General features: G+C 65.0%; 18 protein-coding genes. 12 read left to right on the plus strand and 6 right to left on the minus strand.

What is annotated here, in order from left to right:
- Positions 1-13: 13 nt before the first annotated feature.
- From napA to AB7535_RS30320, 4 genes are all read left to right on the plus strand, one after another.
- Entirely contained in the window at positions 14-2,527 is a 2,514-nt protein-coding gene (gene napA, locus AB7535_RS30305; RefSeq protein ID WP_354113088.1) for a nitrate reductase catalytic subunit NapA, read from the plus strand.
- Positions 2,524-2,994, plus strand: coding sequence for a nitrate reductase cytochrome c-type subunit (locus AB7535_RS30310; RefSeq protein ID WP_354113087.1), 471 nt, complete (start codon positions 2,524-2,526; stop codon positions 2,992-2,994). Before napA ends, AB7535_RS30310 begins: the two co-directional genes overlap by 4 nt.
- Positions 2,991-3,644, plus strand: a complete 654-nt coding sequence (locus tag AB7535_RS30315; RefSeq protein WP_085398940.1) for a NapC/NirT family cytochrome c — start codon at positions 2,991-2,993, stop codon at positions 3,642-3,644. The genes AB7535_RS30310 and AB7535_RS30315 overlap by 4 nt, the downstream gene beginning before the upstream one ends.
- A gap of 89 nt (positions 3,645-3,733) precedes the next feature.
- Positions 3,734-4,849, plus strand: coding sequence for an ATP-dependent DNA helicase (locus tag AB7535_RS30320; RefSeq protein ID WP_135216357.1), 1,116 nt, complete (start codon positions 3,734-3,736; stop codon positions 4,847-4,849).
- A 240-nt stretch (positions 4,850-5,089) separates the two neighbouring features.
- Here the strand turns inward: AB7535_RS30320 and AB7535_RS30325 are convergent, their stop codons facing one another.
- Complete coding sequence (locus AB7535_RS30325; RefSeq protein ID WP_231143470.1) at positions 5,090-6,775, minus strand: caspase family protein; 1,686 nt, start codon at positions 6,773-6,775, stop codon at positions 5,090-5,092.
- 244 nt (positions 6,776-7,019) lie between these two features.
- Between AB7535_RS30325 and msrA the strand changes: the two genes are divergently transcribed.
- The 4 genes from msrA (at position 7,020) to AB7535_RS30345 (ending at position 8,969) form a co-directional block, all read left to right on the plus strand.
- Positions 7,020-7,724 carry a peptide-methionine (S)-S-oxide reductase MsrA gene (gene msrA / locus AB7535_RS30330; RefSeq protein WP_071909805.1) on the plus strand — a complete coding sequence of 235 codons (705 nt, stop codon included), beginning with the start codon at positions 7,020-7,022 and terminating at the stop codon, positions 7,722-7,724.
- A gap of 45 nt (positions 7,725-7,769) precedes the next feature.
- On the plus strand, positions 7,770-8,189 hold the full coding sequence (gene msrB / locus AB7535_RS30335) for a peptide-methionine (R)-S-oxide reductase MsrB (protein WP_231143471.1): 420 nt from the start codon (positions 7,770-7,772) through the stop codon (positions 8,187-8,189).
- 107 nt (positions 8,190-8,296) lie between these two features.
- Positions 8,297-8,461, plus strand: a complete 165-nt coding sequence (locus tag AB7535_RS30340; protein ID WP_014492503.1) for a DUF3309 family protein — start codon at positions 8,297-8,299, stop codon at positions 8,459-8,461.
- Positions 8,462-8,675: 214 nt separating this feature from the next.
- The gene (locus AB7535_RS30345) at positions 8,676-8,969 is read left to right on the plus strand and encodes a hypothetical protein (RefSeq protein ID WP_063981175.1); all 294 of its coding nucleotides are present in this window, start codon (positions 8,676-8,678) and stop codon (positions 8,967-8,969) included.
- Positions 8,970-9,096: 127 nt separating this feature from the next.
- Here the strand turns inward: AB7535_RS30345 and AB7535_RS30350 are convergent, their stop codons facing one another.
- Both AB7535_RS30350 and AB7535_RS30355 read right to left on the minus strand, forming a co-directional pair.
- Positions 9,097-9,639 (minus strand): DUF4112 domain-containing protein, encoded by a 543-nt coding sequence (locus tag AB7535_RS30350; protein ID WP_084794968.1) that lies wholly within the window; start codon positions 9,637-9,639, stop codon positions 9,097-9,099.
- 67 nt (positions 9,640-9,706) lie between these two features.
- On the minus strand, positions 9,707-10,126 hold the full coding sequence (locus AB7535_RS30355) for a DUF5413 family protein (RefSeq protein WP_231143472.1): 420 nt from the start codon (positions 10,124-10,126) through the stop codon (positions 9,707-9,709).
- Between the two features lie 149 nt (positions 10,127-10,275).
- On the opposite strand from AB7535_RS30355, the gene AB7535_RS30360 reads away from it, so the two are divergent.
- From AB7535_RS30360 to AB7535_RS30370, 3 genes are all read left to right on the plus strand, one after another.
- Positions 10,276-10,521 carry a cysteine rich repeat-containing protein gene (locus AB7535_RS30360; protein ID WP_071909803.1) on the plus strand — a complete coding sequence of 82 codons (246 nt, stop codon included), beginning with the start codon at positions 10,276-10,278 and terminating at the stop codon, positions 10,519-10,521.
- A gap of 37 nt (positions 10,522-10,558) precedes the next feature.
- Positions 10,559-10,789 carry a hypothetical protein gene (locus AB7535_RS30365; RefSeq protein ID WP_071909802.1) on the plus strand — a complete coding sequence of 77 codons (231 nt, stop codon included), beginning with the start codon at positions 10,559-10,561 and terminating at the stop codon, positions 10,787-10,789.
- Positions 10,790-11,045: 256 nt separating this feature from the next.
- Positions 11,046-11,312, plus strand: a complete 267-nt coding sequence (locus AB7535_RS30370; protein ID WP_028151045.1) for a hypothetical protein — start codon at positions 11,046-11,048, stop codon at positions 11,310-11,312.
- A gap of 185 nt (positions 11,313-11,497) precedes the next feature.
- Here the strand turns inward: AB7535_RS30370 and AB7535_RS30375 are convergent, their stop codons facing one another.
- The gene (locus tag AB7535_RS30375) at positions 11,498-13,123 is read right to left on the minus strand and encodes a hypothetical protein (protein ID WP_231143473.1); all 1,626 of its coding nucleotides are present in this window, start codon (positions 13,121-13,123) and stop codon (positions 11,498-11,500) included.
- A gap of 36 nt (positions 13,124-13,159) precedes the next feature.
- On the minus strand, positions 13,160-14,452 hold the full coding sequence (locus tag AB7535_RS30380; protein WP_231143474.1) for an adenylosuccinate synthase: 1,293 nt from the start codon (positions 14,450-14,452) through the stop codon (positions 13,160-13,162).
- 367 nt (positions 14,453-14,819) lie between these two features.
- Here AB7535_RS30380 and AB7535_RS30385 point away from each other — a divergent pair, with 367 nt between their 5' ends.
- Positions 14,820-15,752 carry a DMT family transporter gene (locus AB7535_RS30385; RefSeq protein ID WP_063981169.1) on the plus strand — a complete coding sequence of 311 codons (933 nt, stop codon included), beginning with the start codon at positions 14,820-14,822 and terminating at the stop codon, positions 15,750-15,752.
- A 100-nt stretch (positions 15,753-15,852) separates the two neighbouring features.
- On the opposite strand, the gene AB7535_RS30390 is transcribed toward AB7535_RS30385, so the two are convergent.
- Complete coding sequence (locus AB7535_RS30390) at positions 15,853-16,257, minus strand: DUF1330 domain-containing protein (RefSeq protein ID WP_231143475.1); 405 nt, start codon at positions 16,255-16,257, stop codon at positions 15,853-15,855.
- Positions 16,258-16,266 lie beyond the last annotated feature (9 nt).

Below are 16,266 nucleotides of genomic sequence, written 5' to 3' on the forward strand. Positions count from 1 at the left end.
CGGGAGAGCCATCATGACATCGCCAAAGCTCGACCGCCGCCAGATGCTGAAGCTCGAGGCCGCCGCGATCGCGGCCGTCGCAGCGGGCATGCCGGTACCTGCTCTCGCCGCCAATCTCGTCGCCGAGCGCGACAACAGCGAATTGAAATGGGACAAGGCCGCCTGCCGCTTCTGCGGCACCGGCTGCTCCGTGATGGTCGCAACCAAGGACAACCGCGTCGTCGCCACCCACGGCGACATCAAGGCCGAGGTCAATCGCGGCCTCAACTGCGTCAAGGGCTACTTCCTCTCCAAGATCATGTACGGCCACGACCGGCTGACGCAGCCGATGCTGCGCAAGACCGGCGGCAAGTACGACAAGAACGGCGAGTTCACGCCAATCAGCTGGACCGAAGCCTTCGACATCATGGAGGTGAAGTGGAAGGAAACGCTGAAGAAGCGCGGGCCCAACGGTCTCGCCATGTTCGGCTCCGGCCAGTGGACGATCTGGGAAGGTTACGCCGCCTCGAAGCTCTACAAGGCCGGCTTCCGCACCAACAACATCGACCCCAATGCGCGCCACTGCATGGCCTCCGCCGTCGCCGGCATGATGCGCACCTTCGGCATCGACGAGCCGGCCGGCTGCTATGACGACATCGAGGCCACCGACGCCTTCGTGCTGTGGGGCTCCAACATGGCGGAGATGCACCCCATTTTGTGGACGCGCCTCGCCGACCGCCGGCTGTCCGCGCCGCATGTCCGCGTCGCCGTGCTGTCCACCTTCGAGCACCGCTCGTTCGACCTCGCCGACATCGGCATGGTGTTCAAGCCGCAGACCGATCTCTACATCCTCAACGCCATCGCCAACCACATCATCAAGACAGGCCGGGTCAACAAGGATTTCGTCGCTGCGCATACGATCTTCCGGCGCGGGCAGACCGACATTGGCTATGGATTGCGGCCCGAGCATCCGCTCCAGAAAAAAGCAACCGGTGCGGCCAAGGCCAACGACTCCACCGACATGAGCTATGACGAATTCGTAAAATTCGTCTCGGACTACACGCTGGAGAAGGCGGCCGAGATGTCCGGCGTGCCGATGAACCGGCTCGAAGCGCTCGCCGAACTCTATGCCGATCCGAAGACAAAAGTGGTCTCGTTCTGGACCATGGGCTTCAATCAGCACACCCGCGGCGTCTGGTGCAACAACCTCGTCTACAACATCCATCTCTTGACCGGAAAGATCTCCTCGCCCGGCAACAGCCCGTTCTCGCTGACCGGCCAGCCCTCGGCCTGCGGCACCGCGCGCGAGGTCGGCACCTTCTCGCACCGCCTGCCGGCCGACATGGTCGTCACCAACAAGGAGCATCGCGACAAGGCCGAGCATCTGTGGCTGCTGCCGGAAGGCACCATTCCCGACAAGAACGGCGCCCACGCCGTGCTGCAAAGCCGGATGCTGAAGGACGGCCTGATCAACGCCTATTGGGTGCAGGTCAACAACAACCTCCAGGCCGGTCCCAACGCCAACGAGGAGACCTATCCGGGCTTCCGCAACCCCGACAATTTCATCGTGGTCTCGGACGCCTATCCGTCGGTGACGGCGCTGGCCGCCGATCTGATCCTGCCGACCGCGATGTGGGTGGAGAAGGAAGGCGCCTACGGCAATGCCGAGCGGCGCACGCAGTTCTGGCACCAGCTCGTCAACGCGCCCGGCGAGGCCAAGTCCGATCTCTGGCAGCTCATGGAGTTCTCCAAGCGCTTCAAGATCGAGGAAGTCTGGCCGGAGGAGCTGATCGCCAAGAAGCCGGACGTTCGCGGCAAGACGCTGTTCGACGTGCTCTACAAGAATGGCCAGGTCGACAAGTTTCCGACCTCGGAGATCGAGGAAGGCTACGCCAACACGGAATCCAAGGCGTTCGGCTTCTACGTGCAGAAGGGGCTCTTTGAAGAGTACGCCTCGTTCGGCCGCGGCCACGGTCACGACCTCGCGCCGTTCGAGGCCTATCACCGCGAGCGCGGGCTGCGCTGGCCCGTCGTCAACGGCCAGGAAACCAAATGGCGTTTCCGCGAGGGCAGCGATCCCTACGTCAAGCAGGGCACCGACGTGCAGTTCTACGGCTATCCCGACGGCAGAGCGCGCATCTTCGCCCTGCCCTACGAGCCGCCGGCGGAATCACCCGACAGCGAATATCCGTTCTGGCTCTCGACCGGCCGCGTGCTGGAGCACTGGCATTCCGGCACCATGACGCGCCGCGTGCCCGAGCTCTACAAGGCGTTCCCCGAGGCCGTCTGCTTCATGCATCCCGACGATGCGTCGGAAGCAAAACTCCGGCGCGGCGACGAGGTGAAGGTGGAATCCCGTCGCGGCTTCATCCGCGCCCGCGTCGAGACCCGCGGACGCGACCGGCCGCCGCGTGGCCTCGTGTTCGTGCCGTGGTTCGACGAATCCAAGATGATCAACAAGGTGACGCTGGACGCCACCGATCCGATCTCGCTGCAGACCGATTACAAGAAATGCGCCGTGCGCATCGAGCGGGTGAACCTGTCATGATGAAACGATTTGGCATAGCCCTGCTCGCGGTCGCGATCGCCGCGGGCGCGAGCCCTCTCACCGCACAGACGGTGACGTCAGGCCTGCGCGGACCGGCCCCGCTCAATGACGAGGGCGCGGCGCCGCCGATGCTGCCGAACCGCAATACGTCCGAGAGAGAGGTGCGCAACTACCCGGAGCAGCCGCCGGTGATCCCGCACACCATCGACGGCTACCAGATCGACCTCAACGGCAACAAATGCCTGTCCTGCCATGCGCGGGCACGCATCGCGGAATCGCAGGCGCCGATGGTTTCGATCACGCATTTCATGGACCGCGACGGCCAGTTCCTGGCCTCGATCTCGCCGCGGCGCTTCTTCTGCACGGAATGCCACGTGCCGCAGAACACCGCGACGCCGCCGGTGAGCAACGATTTCATCGACATCGACACGCTGCTGTCGCGCGCCAGCCCCGGTGGCCGCCGATGACGACGGCTGCCGACGAGCCCAAGGGAAAGGTGGAAGCCAAGCGTAGCTTTATGCTGCGCTGCTGGGACTTCGCGCGCGAACTCTGGCAGGTGCTGATCCGGCCGAGCTCGGTGTTCGGGCTCGGCGTGCTGGTGCTCGCGGGCTTTGCGGCCGGCGTGATCTTCTGGGGCGGCTTCAACACCGCGCTGGAACTGACCAACACCGAGAAGTTCTGCACCGGCTGTCACGAGATGCGCGAAAACGTCTTCGCCGAGCTGAAGTCGACCATCCACTTCACCAACCGCTCCGGCGTGCGCGCGACCTGCCCGGACTGCCACGTGCCGCACAACTGGACCGACAAGATCGCGCGCAAGATGCAGGCCTCCAAGGAGGTCTGGGGCAAAATTTTTGGCACCATCGACACCCGCGAGAAATTCCTCGACCACCGGCTCGAGCTGGCCGCGCATGAATGGGCGCGTTTCAAGGCCAACGATTCCCTGGAATGCCGCAACTGCCACAGCGCCGATTCCATGGACATCACCAAACAGTCGCCGCGGGCCTCGGTGGCGCACCAGCGCTTCCTGTTCACCAAGGAAAAGACCTGCATCGACTGCCACAAGGGCATCGCCCACCACCTGCCCGACATGCGCGGCGTTCCCGGCTGGCAATAGGGGCGGCTGGGCCGCTTGAACCCTTGGGCCGAATGGTTAGTTTCGAGGGATGGCGAATCGCCTCGATTCTGCCCTTCCTCAAGACAGACATGGCCACTTTCACCCCGCATCAGGATGCCGCGCTCAAAGCCGTTGGCGACTGGCTCAAGGCAAAACCCGGCCGCAACGGCACGCCGCCGGTGTTCCGCCTGTTTGGCTTTGCCGGCACCGGCAAGACCACGCTGGCGCGGCACATCGCCGAAGGCGTCGACGGCGAGGTAAAGTTCGCCGCCTTCACCGGCAAGGCGGCGCTGGTCATGCGCAACAAGGGTTGCGACGAGGCCTCCACCATCCACTCGCTGATCTACCGCGCCCGCGAATCCGGCGAGGAGCAGCCGAGCTTCGAGCTGTGGGACGACGCGCCGGCCTCCAAGGCCAAGCTGATCGTGATCGACGAATGCTCGATGGTCGACGCCGAATTGGGCCGTGACCTGATGTCGTTCGATTGCCCGCTGCTGGTGCTCGGCGATCCCGCGCAGCTGCCGCCGATCCAGGGTGGCGGCTTCTTCACCAACACCGAGCCCGACGCGATGCTGACCGAGGTGCATCGCCAGGCCCAGGACGATCCGATCGTGCGGATGTCGATGGATGTGCGCGAGGGCCGCGAGCTCGACATTGGCCGTTACGGCGAGAGCGAGGTGGTGTCGCGCAAGGAGCTCGACCCCGACCGCGTCATGGGCGCCGACCAGGTGCTGGTCGGCCGCAACAACACCCGCCGCGCCTACAACATGCGGGTGCGCCAGCGCCAGAACATCGAGGATGTCTTCCCGGTCGCCGGCGACAAGCTGGTGTGCCTGCGCAACAACCGCAAGAAGGGCCTGTTCAACGGCGGCCTGTGGCGCGTGAAGTCGCGCAACACCTCGCGCTCGAAGTCGCGCATCCTCAGCATGCGACTGTCGCCGGATGAAGACTTCGGTCACAAGGTGACAAAAGTCTCGGTGCGCGCCGATTGCTTCGAGGGTGGCGTCGAGGCGATCGCCTGGGAGCAGCGCAAGCCGTATGACGAGTTCGACTACGGCTATGTGCTGACCGTGCACAAATCGCAGGGCTCGCAATGGGACGACGTCGTGCTGTTCGACGAGAGCTTTGCGTTCCAGGATAGCCGGGCGCGGTGGCTGTACACGGGGATTACGCGTGCGGCGAAGCGGTTGAGTATCGTCGTTTGACGCTGCCGTAGGGTGGGGAAAGGCGCAACGCGCCGTGCCCACCATCTCTCCACACATTCAATAAAAATGGTGGGCACGCTTCCGCCTTCGCTCTTCGAGCTACGGCGGACAAGTCGCTTTGCCCACCCTACGGCACTGTTGTAGCCCGGATGGAGCGAAGCGTAATCCCGGGGGTCGGGTCCGCGCTCGCGATTCCCGGATTTCGCTGCGCTCCATCCGGGCTACGGTCTCTGCAACCCCTCACTTCCCCGCCACGAAATAAAAATCCTCGCGTCCCGGCGGCGAGCCGTATGAAAACGGCTGCTGCTCGTGCTTGGTGGCGGACCAGACGTCGTCGCGGACGATGTCGAACAGTTTCCGGATCTCGACCTTCGGCACCTTGATCTCGCGGGCGAGCGCGGTGGCGAAGGGGCTGTCGGCGCCGCCATCGCCGTCCAGCGCGGTCTCGCCGTGCTTGGCGGCGTAGACCACCATGAAGCCGGCGCCGGGCTCGATGTTGGAGAAGCCCTTGTCCACCAGCTTGAGCGACAGCGTGCGCTGCATGGCCGGCGCAAAGGGATTGTCGCGGCAGGCATCCAGCATCACCAGACGCACTTTTCTCGCAGCGCCCACCGCTGCGATCACCTGCTCCAGCGCGACCGCCTGGGTCTCGGCGTCCCTGTCGGCGGCAAGCTTGGCGTCCACAGGGACGAGATAGTTGACGCCGCCGATCTCGAAACCGTGGCCGGCGTAATAGACCACTGCCCAATCCGCATTCTCCGCTTCGCTGGCAAACGTCTGCAGCGCCTCGAAGAACTTGTCGCGGGAGAGGTCGTTGACGGAGATCACGGTCTGGAAGCCGACATCGCGCAGCACGTTTGCAATCATTTTCGCGTCGCGCGGCGGATTGGGCAAGGCGTGGACGTTCTTGTAGGCGCCGTTGCCGATCACGAGCGCCACGCGGCGCCCGGTGGACCCGGCCGGCGCCTGCGGCGTCAGTGCGGCCAGGCGCTCCTGCGCGATGGCGCGAGCGCGCGCGACATCGGGCTCGTCGAACCTCGTCAGCGAATAGGCCGCCGCGCGGTAGTCGGCGCGGGCCTGGGCGAGATCTTTCCTGCGCTCGTAGATCTGGCCGCGGCCGGAATGGGCGCGCACACTGTTCGGATTGAGCTGGATGACCGTGTTGTAGTCCTTCAGCGCGGCGTCGAGGTCGCCCTTCATCACGTTGACCTCGGCGCGATTGTTGATCGCGAAGGTATTTCTGGGCTGCTTCTGGATCAGGCCGTCGCAGTCGGCGAAAGCCTGGTCGTACTTGCCCATCATGCCGTAGGTGATGCAGCGATTGCCGGCGATCTGCGGCGCGGCCGGGTCGATCTTCTCGGCTGCCGCGAAGTCGGCAATCGCGCCGTCGAAATCCTTGTTCAGCGTGCGCATGCGGGCACGATTGGTCCAGCCGAGCAGGAACGCGGGCGTGTATTTGATCGACAGGTTGAAGTCGTCGAGCGCGCTTTGCAGCGCGCCCCGGCGCAGATGAATGGTGCCGCGATTGTTGTAGGCATAGCCGAAATTCGCGCGCTTCTGGATGGCGAGATTATAGTCGGCCATGGCGAGATCGTCCTCGCCCTTGCGCTCATGGGAGAGCCCGCGCAGGTTGATGGCGCCGACATTGTCCGGATCGAGATCGAGGGCGGACGACAGCGCCTCGATGGCGCGGTCATAGTCGCGCTTGTTGATCAGCGCATTGCCACGCACGACGAGCGCGAGCGACTTGTCCTTGCCGCCGAGCTTATCGGCCTTCAACAGATTGTCGCAGGCCGTCGCGCGGGCCTGGGCCTCCGCCTGGCGGTCGCGACAGGTGGCGAGGTCATCGCCGGCTTGCGGCTCGGCCGCGGCGATCGCGGCATTTGAGATCAGGATGGCGAGGGTCAGGGGAATGACGCGCAGCATGTTGTCAGGTCAGCTCCAGCCACCACATGATTGAGTCGAGCGCGATCGCGCGCGTTCATCTAGCCCGGAGTTCCCGGCCTCGCCAAGCCGCGCCGTCTGAGGCTATTTTTCACAGACTCGTGTCCGTTTCCCCGTAACAATCGCCGTCTGCGCCCGTATCTCAGATGTCCGAAAACGCGGCCAAACAGGCTGTTCGCCCGTCCCCGCCCGCCCTACACTGTCAGACCTTCCGAAGAGGATCGCCATGCGCCGCACCGCCCTCGCCTCGCTGCTCGCCGCCACCACCGCACTGACGCTGGCCTTCGCCGTGCCGTCCAGGGCCGCGGAGGATGCCGTCGTGATCCCCGCGCCCACCGTGGATGCGTCGCCCGCAACCGGGATCCAGACCGCCGTCATCGCGGGCGGCTGCTTCTGGGGCGTCCAGGGCGTCTTCCAGCACACCGCCGGCGTCGTCAACGCAGTCTCCGGCTATGCCGGCGGCACCAAGGCGACGGCCGACTACCAGACGGTCTCGAGCGGCCGGACCGGCCATGCCGAGTCGGTCGAGATCAAGTTCGACCCGAAGAAGATCTCCTACGGCAAGATCCTCCAGATCTACTTCTCGGTGGCGCACGACCCGACCCAACTCAACCGCCAGGGCCCCGACTCCGGCACGCAATATCGCTCGGCGATCTTCACCACCTCCGACGAACAGAAGAAGGTGGCGGAGGCCTATATCGCCCAGCTCAACGGCGCCAAGGTCTTCAGCAAGCCGATCGTGACCAAGGTCGGCGCGCTGGAAGCGTTCTACCCGGCGGAGGCCTATCACCAGGACTATCTGACGCTGCACCCGAACCAGCCCTACATCGCCTACAACGACATTCCGAAGGTCGAGAACCTGAAAAAGCTGTTCGCGGATAACTACATTGAAAAGCCGACGCTGGTGAGCGCCAGCAAGGCCACCAACTGATCGCAAGATCACCGAAAACAAGTTCACCAAACAAACGGGAGACCCATGCCCGACACCAAGACGAAAACCACCGACGACAAGGTCCTCAAGAGCGAAGAGCAGTGGCGGCGCGAATTGTCGCCGATGCAGTACGCGGTGCTGCGCGAGAAGGCGACCGAGCGTCCCTTCTCTGGCGAATATGAGCACGACCACCGCGCCGGCACCTATGTCTGCGCCGGTTGCGGCAATGTGCTGTTCGAGTCCGATGCCAAGTTCGATTCCGGCTGCGGGTGGCCGAGCTTCACCCAGCCCGCGGTCGAGAGCCATGTCGACGAGGAGCACGATGCCAGCCACGGCATGGTCCGCACCGAGGTGCTGTGCTCCAAGTGCAGCGGCCATCTCGGCCACGTCTTCCCCGACGGCCCCGGCCCGACCGGCCTGCGCTACTGCATCAACTCGGCCGCGCTGAAGCTCGAGCCCAAATAACATTGCGCGCCGCCCGGTTCCGTCATGGAACCCGGCGGCGCGATGTGCTTTTCTCTTCCGGCGGTGCGGCCGATGCACGCAATCCGGCAGCTGCCAGGGAGGATGCCATGACGCTTGGGACCATCCTGATCATCCTGGTGATCATCTATCTGCTGGGCGGCATGTCCGGCCGGTTCGGTGGTTACGGCTATGGCATGGGCCATTCCGGCATGGGGATCGGCGGCGTCGTGCTGGTGGTCCTGGTCGTGCTGCTGCTGCTTGGCAAACTGTAAACCATCTAACATATTGAAATTATTTGGTTTACGGCGCTCGCGGAGCTGCCATGCGCGGATTCATCATCTCCCATCGCGGGGGTCGCATTTCTGTCAAAACAGCCTATATTAGAGGGCGAAAATGACATGTGCGGCGGGCCCACTCGATGGTGGCCCCTGCCTTTCAAAACCCCACGCGCTTAAAGCCCCAGACAAGATCACGAGGTCTTTGACCATGCGTCCACTGCGTCCGTTCAACTTCAACACTTCTGCCGAGCTCTTCCCCGCCGCGATCCGCAAGAAGAAGCGTGCAGGCTTCACCTATCGCCGGTTCGGCACCGCGGCCGAAGCCGTGCAGTTCGCGATGGAGCAGTTGCCGACGGATTCGCTGAACGGCGCCTATCTTCAGGTCGAGGAAGCGCGCTTCGACCAGAACGGCATCCGCTCGCTCTATGAGAGCGAAGCTTTCCCGCTGCCCCGCCGTCCCCGGCCGGCGCCGGCCCCCGAGACTGACGCCGACGCGGCGTAAGTTTTCGCTCAACCCGATTTGCGTTGAAAGCGCGATGGCCGAAAGGCCGTCGCGCTTTTTGCTTTTTGGAAGCTATGTCTTCTCCCTCTCCCCGCAAGCCGGGAGAGGCGAAGAAAGAAGCGCCACGCTAAATCCGTGGCTGCTTGTCGAGCCAGCGGCGCAGCAGGCGGACATTGCGCATGTTGGCGCGGAACATGACGTCGAAGGCATCGCCCGCGAACGGCACCATGCCGACCACGCCGTCGACCGCGACATTGCCGAGCATGCGCGCGGTGAGATACCACGGCGCGCCCAGCGCGCGGGCCTCGCGCACCAGCCACAGCGAGATCGCGGTGGTGATGATGTCGCCGACGATCGGGATCAGCCCGATCAGGCCGTCGATGCCATAGCGGATATTCGTGCCGGGCAGGATGAAGGCGACATCGAGCAGCTTTGCGATCGCCTCGATCCGCGCCACCCGCTGCTCCCGCGTCAGATTGCCGAACGGGTTTCCCTGGCCGAACTCGAAGCGAAACTCGCGAAACCCCTGCTCCAGTGTTTCGGGACGGATCTCGTGGCCGTCCTGGTCGATGATCGGCCCGCGCGCTTCGGTGTCCGAAAAACTCCCGCGCGCGCGGGACCCGGAACGGGGTCTGTGCGGAGCAAGAATGTCGTCATCGGACATGGTCATGGCCTTTGGAGAACGCACTGGTGTGGCGGAAGTTGCCGCGCCGCGCCCGAACGTCGCGCGTTCAGGTCTAAGCCGCAGCCGGCTGCGGCTCCTCGACATATCTATGCACGAGCCAGGATGAAAGCACCGCCGGCACGAATCCGACGAGGCCGTACAGGATGAATTGCACCGTGCCCGAATCCGGCCCGCGCGAGCTGTAGGTCAGCGACGCCAGCACGAAGGCGAACAGGCCGACCAGGATCATCCGCAGCACCGGGCCGATCCGGCGGACATGGATCAGGATGTCGTCGACCGCACCGATCATCAGCGAGGGCAGGAAGCCGAACAGATAGCTGTATTGCAGCGATTTGAAGAACACCGCGAACAGCTTGCCGACCTCGCTGAGATTGGTCTGGGCCCAGTAACCGGACTGATAGGTCGTCGTCAGCAGCAGCAGGAACCCGCCGACGAACGGACCGACCAGCGCAAACACCAGATAGCGTTTCATCAAGCATCCTCATCCTTCGCCGCCGTTATAGCAGCGACGCGGGAACCTTGAATAGCGGGGCGCCGGCCCGTCCTGACGGGAACAAGCGGCAAGGCGACGAGTTCAGACAGGACTGAAATTCTTACCTGCAGTCAGATTGGAGTTTGTCGATGTCCCGGAAATCCGTCCTTATGGCGACGCTCGCCCTGACAGCCCTGAGCGGCATGTCGATCACGCCTGCTCTCGCGCAGGGCCACATGGGTACGCCGCAGGAGCAGAACGCCTGCTCGCGTGACGCCTCGCGGTTCTGCCGGAAGGACCTCGGCAATGACGGCGCTGTGCAGGCGTGCCTGCAGGCCAACCGGGCCAAGCTGTCGAAGTCCTGCAGCAAGGTGTTTCAGAGCCACGGCATGTAAGGCCGGGAACGATCCCCGGCGCACGGAGAGTGAAGCCATGTTGCGCGAGGAACAGCTCTCGATCCTGCGGGACATCAGCCAGTCGGTCGCCTTTGCCGACGACCGGCACGGCAAGATCGGCGAGCTGATCGCCGACGGCTACGTGATGAAGGACGGCGATCTGTTCGAGCTCACTGCGAAAGGCGTCACGGCCGTCGAGGAACACCCCGCAGCATCAGGCGCGAGCGATGCGGAAGAAGCGAACGCGTCGTCCGATCGGTTGATCTGATCTCGCGCCGCATGCTGCGTGACGGACACGCAACAACTGCGAATTCATTCGAGCGGACCATTGCAGCCGTGTGACAATCGCGCATACTCGAATCGGGCGGCGCAGCACTTTTCGATTCGAACACCACGAGAGATCGAGCGACCACATGCGGGACCAAAGTTCCCGGCGTGAAGGCTGTGACATGCGGCAGATCAAGCCGCGTGCGGCGCCCCAAAACCAAGTGGTTCAAACCACGGAACTCGGGGACGCATTCGTCATGACACGCTACACGACCATCGTTTCGCTGTTCGCTTTCGCAACCACCGCCATCGTACTCCAGACATCGCCCGGCCTCGCCTTCTCGTCCGAAGCACAGCAGATGTGCACAGGTGATGCGATGCGCCTGTGCTCCAGTGAGATTCCCGACATCTCGCGCGTCAGGGCCTGCATGGTGCAGAAGAAGGCGCAGGTCAGCCCCGGCTGCCGCGCCGTGATGGACCGCGAGCACGCGGCCGCGCGCAAGCGGGAGGCCGCGGCGCAATAGGCCGGTTCAATCCCGATCGGATCGCTTGAGAGTTCGATTCACCTCTCTCGTCGGGAGAGGTGGAGATCGGTCACGCGCCGGCCCTAGAGCCTTTCCCGTTCCGATGGAATCGGAACGGGGCTCTAGATTCTTGTTTTGACGCGTTTTCTTGACGCGAACCGGTATCCACTTCGCTCGAAAACGCTCTAATCGCCCCACTGCGCGAACGCATCGTTGAAGGCGCGCTCGCCGGGGGCGCCCTTCTCGATGGCGATGATGGCGCGGCGCTGGTTGGCGTAGACCAGCGGCACGTCGAACCATGAGCGCTCTTTCAGGAGTTGGACGTTACGGGCGCGGTCGGCGTCGACATTGGAGAGGCCGACCAGGAAGAAGCCGTCGGTGACCTTGACCGCGAGACCCGCGAGCGGCGTGCCGCGCGCCTGCTCGTTCGACTTCATCAGGATGCCCGGCACGTTGGAGATGCTGCCGCCCGGAAAGTCCGGCGGCAGGATGAAGGTCAATTCCGCGGTGTGGCTCGCCGGCAGCGACGAGTCGGTGTTGCGGCGGAACGACATCGTCATCTTGAACTTGCGGTCGGGGATCTCGATGTCGGCGCGCACGGCGACGTCGGCCTTCTGGTTGCCCGAGGCCTTGATCGGCTCGAGCCGCCACACCACCGAGCCGACATATTGCTTGCCCTTCGGGTCGGACGGATCCTCGTCATAGAGCACGACCTTCTGCGCCACCGGCGCGACCGGCTGGTCGCTGGCCGAAGGCTGGCCGACGCGATCCGGAATCTTGGGCTTGCTCTGCGGCTGGGCCGGATCCTTCGGCGCCTCCACCACCTGGGTCGGCGAGGACTTGAACAGGCCGCTCACGGTTTGGATCAGGGGCTTGCCCCAGAGGATGCCGGCGCCGACCAGGATCAGCACGATGCCGACGGCGATCGCGCTCTTGAACGGGAAGGCGGAGCCGGTGCGGGCGCGCTTCTTGGCTTCGCGCTCGGGCGCGACGCGCGGGCGCGACGATGGCGGCTGCGGCGTGTAGCGCTCAGCCTCCTCGATCGACTCATCGTAGGAATAGGGCGCGTCCTGCTCGCCGGCGCGATTTTCCAGGCTCGGCTCCAGCCGGTCGAACTCCGGCGAGGGCGAGGGCACATTGGCATAGGTGCGACGCGCGGCGCGGTTGGCCTGCGCGGCAGCGCCGCCGAGATCGTTCACGTCGGCGGTGATGTCGCGAAAACCGCGGACACCCGGTGCCGGCGGTTGAGGCGGTGGCGGCCCGATGTCGGGCGGACGGCGCCCGGGCGGGCGATCACGTCCGGCCGGCGGAGCAGCCGGCGGCTCCGGCATCGGCGGCGCTGCCGGGGCACCCGGCTGGCGCGGCGCGTCGAAACGCGGGGCCCGCGGCGTACGCGGGGCGTCGCCCTGGTCATCGACATTGAAGGACGGGCGGTCGGCACGCGGCGGCGGCGGAGCCGGACGGGTGCGCGGAGCGGCCGGCTGAGACGGCGGCGGGTTGCCCTCGGCGGCGCGGGTGCTGGCCCGGCGGAAGGCGTCACCGCTGCCGCCGCTGCGGGCGCCGCCACCGGGACCGGGGCGCGAGGCCTCCCGGGCGCGCTGGGCGGCCTCCGATTCGACCTTGCGGACGGCCTCTTCCAGCGACAGCCGTTCGCGGGTGATCTCGGATTCGGAGAGCGGCGGCTGCACGCTGCGGAGCTGCGCGATCAGGGCCGTGCGCGCGCGCTCATAGAGCGCGCGACGGCTTTCGCCGGGAGCGTTGGGGTCCAGGGCGGAAATAGCGCGGGCGATCAGCGGATAGTAATCAGCCATTTCAACTCAACTAGCGCACGTCCCGGTAAGATATCGTTAAGCCTCAAACGGATTTTGCACCAGAATAGTATCCTCGCGTTCCGGGCTGGTGGAAAGCAGTGCGACCGGGCACCCCACCAATTCCTCGATCCGGCGGACATATTTGATGGCCTGGGCCGGCAGGTCCGCCCAGGAGCGGGCATTGGCGGTCGGCTCCTTCCAGCCCTCGATGGTCTCGTAGATCGGCTCGACCCGGGCCTGGGCGCCCTCGCCGGCCGGGAAGTGGTCGATCTCCTTGCCGTCGAGCTTGTAGCCGGTGCAGACCTCGATCGTGTCGAAGCCGTCGAGGATGTCGAGCTTGGTCAGCGCCAGGCCGTTGATGCCGCAGGTCCGGACCGCCTGGCGGACCAGCACGGCGTCGAACCAGCCGCAGCGGCGCGGACGGCCGGTGTTGGTGCCGAACTCGCGGCCACGCTCGCCGATCTTGCGGCCGGTCTCGTTGTCCTGCTCGGTCGGGAACGGGCCCTGGCCGACGCGGGTCGTATAGGCCTTGCACAGGCCGAGCACATAGCCGACCGCACCGGGGCCAACGCCCGAGCCGGTCGCGGCCTGCGCCGCCACCGTGTTGGACGAGGTGACGTAGGGATAGGTGCCGTGGTCGACGTCGAGCAGCGCGCCCTGCGCGCCCTCGAACAGCATGCGCTTGCCTTCGCGCCGCTTGATGTCGAGCAGCCGCCACACCGTCTCGGCGTAGGGCAAGAGCTCCGGCGCCAGCGCGGTCAATTCCTTCAGGATCGTCTTGCCGTCGAACTCCGGCAGGCCGAGGCCGCGGCGCAGCGCATTGTGATGCGCCAGCAGCCGGTCGATCTTGTGCGGGAGGGTGTCGAGATCGGCGAGGTCCATCAGGCGGATGGCGCGGCGGCCGACCTTGTCCTCATAAGCAGGTCCGATGCCGCGGCGGGTGGTGCCGATCGCGGTCGCGGCATTGGCGGATTCGCGGTGCGCGTCGAGCTCGCGGTGCAGCGGCAGGATCAGGGTGACGTTCTCGGCGACGCGCAGATTGTCCGGCGAGACGGCGACGCCCTGCGAGCGCAGCTTGGTGACCTCGTCGAGGAAGGCCTGCGGATCGAACACCACGCCGTTGCCGATCACCGACAGCTTCTGGTCGCGCAGCACACCGGAGGGCAGCAGCGCGAGCTTGTAGGTCTTGCCGTTGATGACCAGCGTGTGGCCGGCGTTATGACCGCCCTGGAAGCGAACGACGATGTCCGCCTGCTCCGACAACCAGTCGACGATCTTGCCCTTCCCTTCGTCGCCCCACTGGGCTCCGACGACGACAACGTTGGCCATTCGCGGGTAATCCTCTGAAGATTTTAGATGCGCCAGCCCAGCTGACGGCCGGAGCCGTTCGCACGCGAGGCAGCCAACCGGATAACGGAAGCAGCCTCTCTAGGCAAGCAAGAACGGGGCTTTTTCGGGGCTCAAGACGCACTTTAACCCTTTGATATCCCCGTAAAATCCAGAAGCCTTCCATGGCCATTTCGTAAGCTTCGGCCAAAGCGCGAGGCTGATCCGCCGCTGCATGGTCGCGATGCGTCCGCCCCCCGTTGATGCCACTTCGATTTCCGTGTCTTTGGGGATGCCGGGCTATCCAGCCGGCCCGAGCTTGCCGGGCCGGTGCCTCGGCGTATTCCACGCGCGGGCCATAACAACCACAATGTCCGCCACCGGCCAGACCACGAGCACCGAATCATCCAGTCACGGCTGGATCGCCAACCAGCCTTATTTGCTCCTCAGCATCACCGCGATGTGCTGGGCCGGCAACGCCATTGTCGGGCGGCTGGCCGCCGGGCACATCCCGCCGGTGACGCTGTCGTTCCTGCGCTGGACCTTCGCCTTCCTGCTGGTGCTGCCGTTCGCCTGGAAACATCTCGCCCAGGACTGGCCCGCGATCCGCAGCAGGCTCGGCCTGATGATCGTGCTGTCGATCACCGGCATCGGCGCCTTCAACACGCTGCAATATTGGGCGCTGGAACATACCCAGGCGCTCAACACGCTGCTGCTCCAGTCGGCCGCGCCGCTGGTCGTGGCGCTGTGGTCGCTGGCGATCCTCGGCGTCCGCCTCACCGCAGCACAGGCGTTCGGCGTGGCTCTCTCGATGTGCGGCGTGCTGACGATCCTGCTGCATGGCGATTTCACCACGCTGTCGAACATCGCGTTCAACAAGGGCGACCTCATCTTCATCGTCGCGCTGATCATCTTCGCGCTGTATTCGGTGCTCACCCTGAAGCGGCCGCCGATGCACGGCCTGTCGTTCCTCGCCTTCACCTTCGGCGCCGGCGCCGCCTGTCTCATTCCGCTCGAGATCTGGGAGCTGTCCGCGCGTCCGGTGATGAAGCTCGACGGGCCGAACCTGCTGACGCTGTTCTATGTCGCGGTGTTCCCGTCGACGCTCGCCTATCTCTGCTTCAATCGCGGCGTGCGCCTGATCGGCGCCAACCGCGCCGCGCCGTTCTTCCACGTCGTGCCGGTGTTCGGCTCGATCATGGCGATGGCGTTTCTGGGCGAACACCCGCAGGCGTTCCACTTCATCGGCTTTGCGCTGGTGCTGGCCGGCGTGTTCGTGGCGTCGCGGAAGCAGGCGACTTAACTCAACATCGTAGGGTGGGCAAAGCGAAGCGTGCCCACCATGCCAGTTGAAACGGGAAGGATGGTGGGCACGGCGCGCGAAGCGCGCGCCTTTGCCCACCCTACGAATCTCGGTGTGAACTCATCCTGAACTTGCTGTAGGCTTCGTTCGTCGCGATGATCACGTGCTCGGCGCAGCCGTTGACGCGATGTGGATCGGCCTGCGTCTCGTAAGCCTCCGACGTCATCATGTCGATGAAAGCCGCAACCGTTGGGTAATAGACCAGCGCGACGAAATCCCAGTCGTTGCCGTCATGCGGGCCGAGCGCGACCGCCTTCGCTTCGCCGGTCCACAGCAGCGTGCCGCCGCGTGCCCTGATCATGGGCACCGTGATCGCACTGTAGCGAAGATACGCGTCCCAGCCCGAACCGTCGCCATCGCGCGAGTGCGCGTGGAAGCGCATCAGGTTCAGCATCACCACCGGCGCATTTGCATCGAGCCGCTCCAGGCCCTCGATGTTCAACATATTAACCGC

The sequence above is a fragment of the Bradyrhizobium sp. 956_D2_N1_4 genome, from assembly GCF_052076025.1.
In the GTDB taxonomy this organism is placed as follows: Bacteria; Pseudomonadota; Alphaproteobacteria; order Rhizobiales; family Xanthobacteraceae; genus Bradyrhizobium; species Bradyrhizobium barranii.

Coding starts and splice junctions, on each gene's coding strand:
- msrB (WP_231143471.1), top strand. CDS start 7,770: ATGCCCGACACCAAGACGAAAACCACCGACGACAAGGTCCTCAAGAGC.
- AB7535_RS30315 (WP_085398940.1), top strand. CDS start 2,991: ATGACGACGGCTGCCGACGAGCCCAAGGGAAAGGTGGAAGCCAAGCGT.
- AB7535_RS30350 (WP_084794968.1), bottom strand. CDS start 9,639: ATGACCATGTCCGATGACGACATTCTTGCTCCGCACAGACCCCGTTCC.
- AB7535_RS30345 (WP_063981175.1), top strand. CDS start 8,676: ATGCGTCCACTGCGTCCGTTCAACTTCAACACTTCTGCCGAGCTCTTC.
- AB7535_RS30310 (WP_354113087.1), top strand. CDS start 2,524: ATGATGAAACGATTTGGCATAGCCCTGCTCGCGGTCGCGATCGCCGCG.
- msrA (WP_071909805.1), top strand. CDS start 7,020: ATGCGCCGCACCGCCCTCGCCTCGCTGCTCGCCGCCACCACCGCACTG.
- AB7535_RS30370 (WP_028151045.1), top strand. CDS start 11,046: ATGACACGCTACACGACCATCGTTTCGCTGTTCGCTTTCGCAACCACC.
- AB7535_RS30340 (WP_014492503.1), top strand. CDS start 8,297: ATGACGCTTGGGACCATCCTGATCATCCTGGTGATCATCTATCTGCTG.
- AB7535_RS30360 (WP_071909803.1), top strand. CDS start 10,276: ATGTCCCGGAAATCCGTCCTTATGGCGACGCTCGCCCTGACAGCCCTG.
- AB7535_RS30375 (WP_231143473.1), bottom strand. CDS start 13,123: ATGGCTGATTACTATCCGCTGATCGCCCGCGCTATTTCCGCCCTGGAC.
- AB7535_RS30385 (WP_063981169.1), top strand. CDS start 14,820: ATGTCCGCCACCGGCCAGACCACGAGCACCGAATCATCCAGTCACGGC.
- AB7535_RS30365 (WP_071909802.1), top strand. CDS start 10,559: ATGTTGCGCGAGGAACAGCTCTCGATCCTGCGGGACATCAGCCAGTCG.
- AB7535_RS30325 (WP_231143470.1), bottom strand. CDS start 6,775: ATGCTGCGCGTCATTCCCCTGACCCTCGCCATCCTGATCTCAAATGCC.
- AB7535_RS30355 (WP_231143472.1), bottom strand. CDS start 10,126: ATGAAACGCTATCTGGTGTTTGCGCTGGTCGGTCCGTTCGTCGGCGGG.
- AB7535_RS30320 (WP_135216357.1), top strand. CDS start 3,734: ATGGCCACTTTCACCCCGCATCAGGATGCCGCGCTCAAAGCCGTTGGC.
- AB7535_RS30390 (WP_231143475.1), bottom strand. CDS start 16,257: ATGTTGAACATCGAGGGCCTGGAGCGGCTCGATGCAAATGCGCCGGTG.
- AB7535_RS30380 (WP_231143474.1), bottom strand. CDS start 14,452: ATGGCCAACGTTGTCGTCGTCGGAGCCCAGTGGGGCGACGAAGGGAAG.
- napA (WP_354113088.1), top strand. CDS start 14: ATGACATCGCCAAAGCTCGACCGCCGCCAGATGCTGAAGCTCGAGGCC.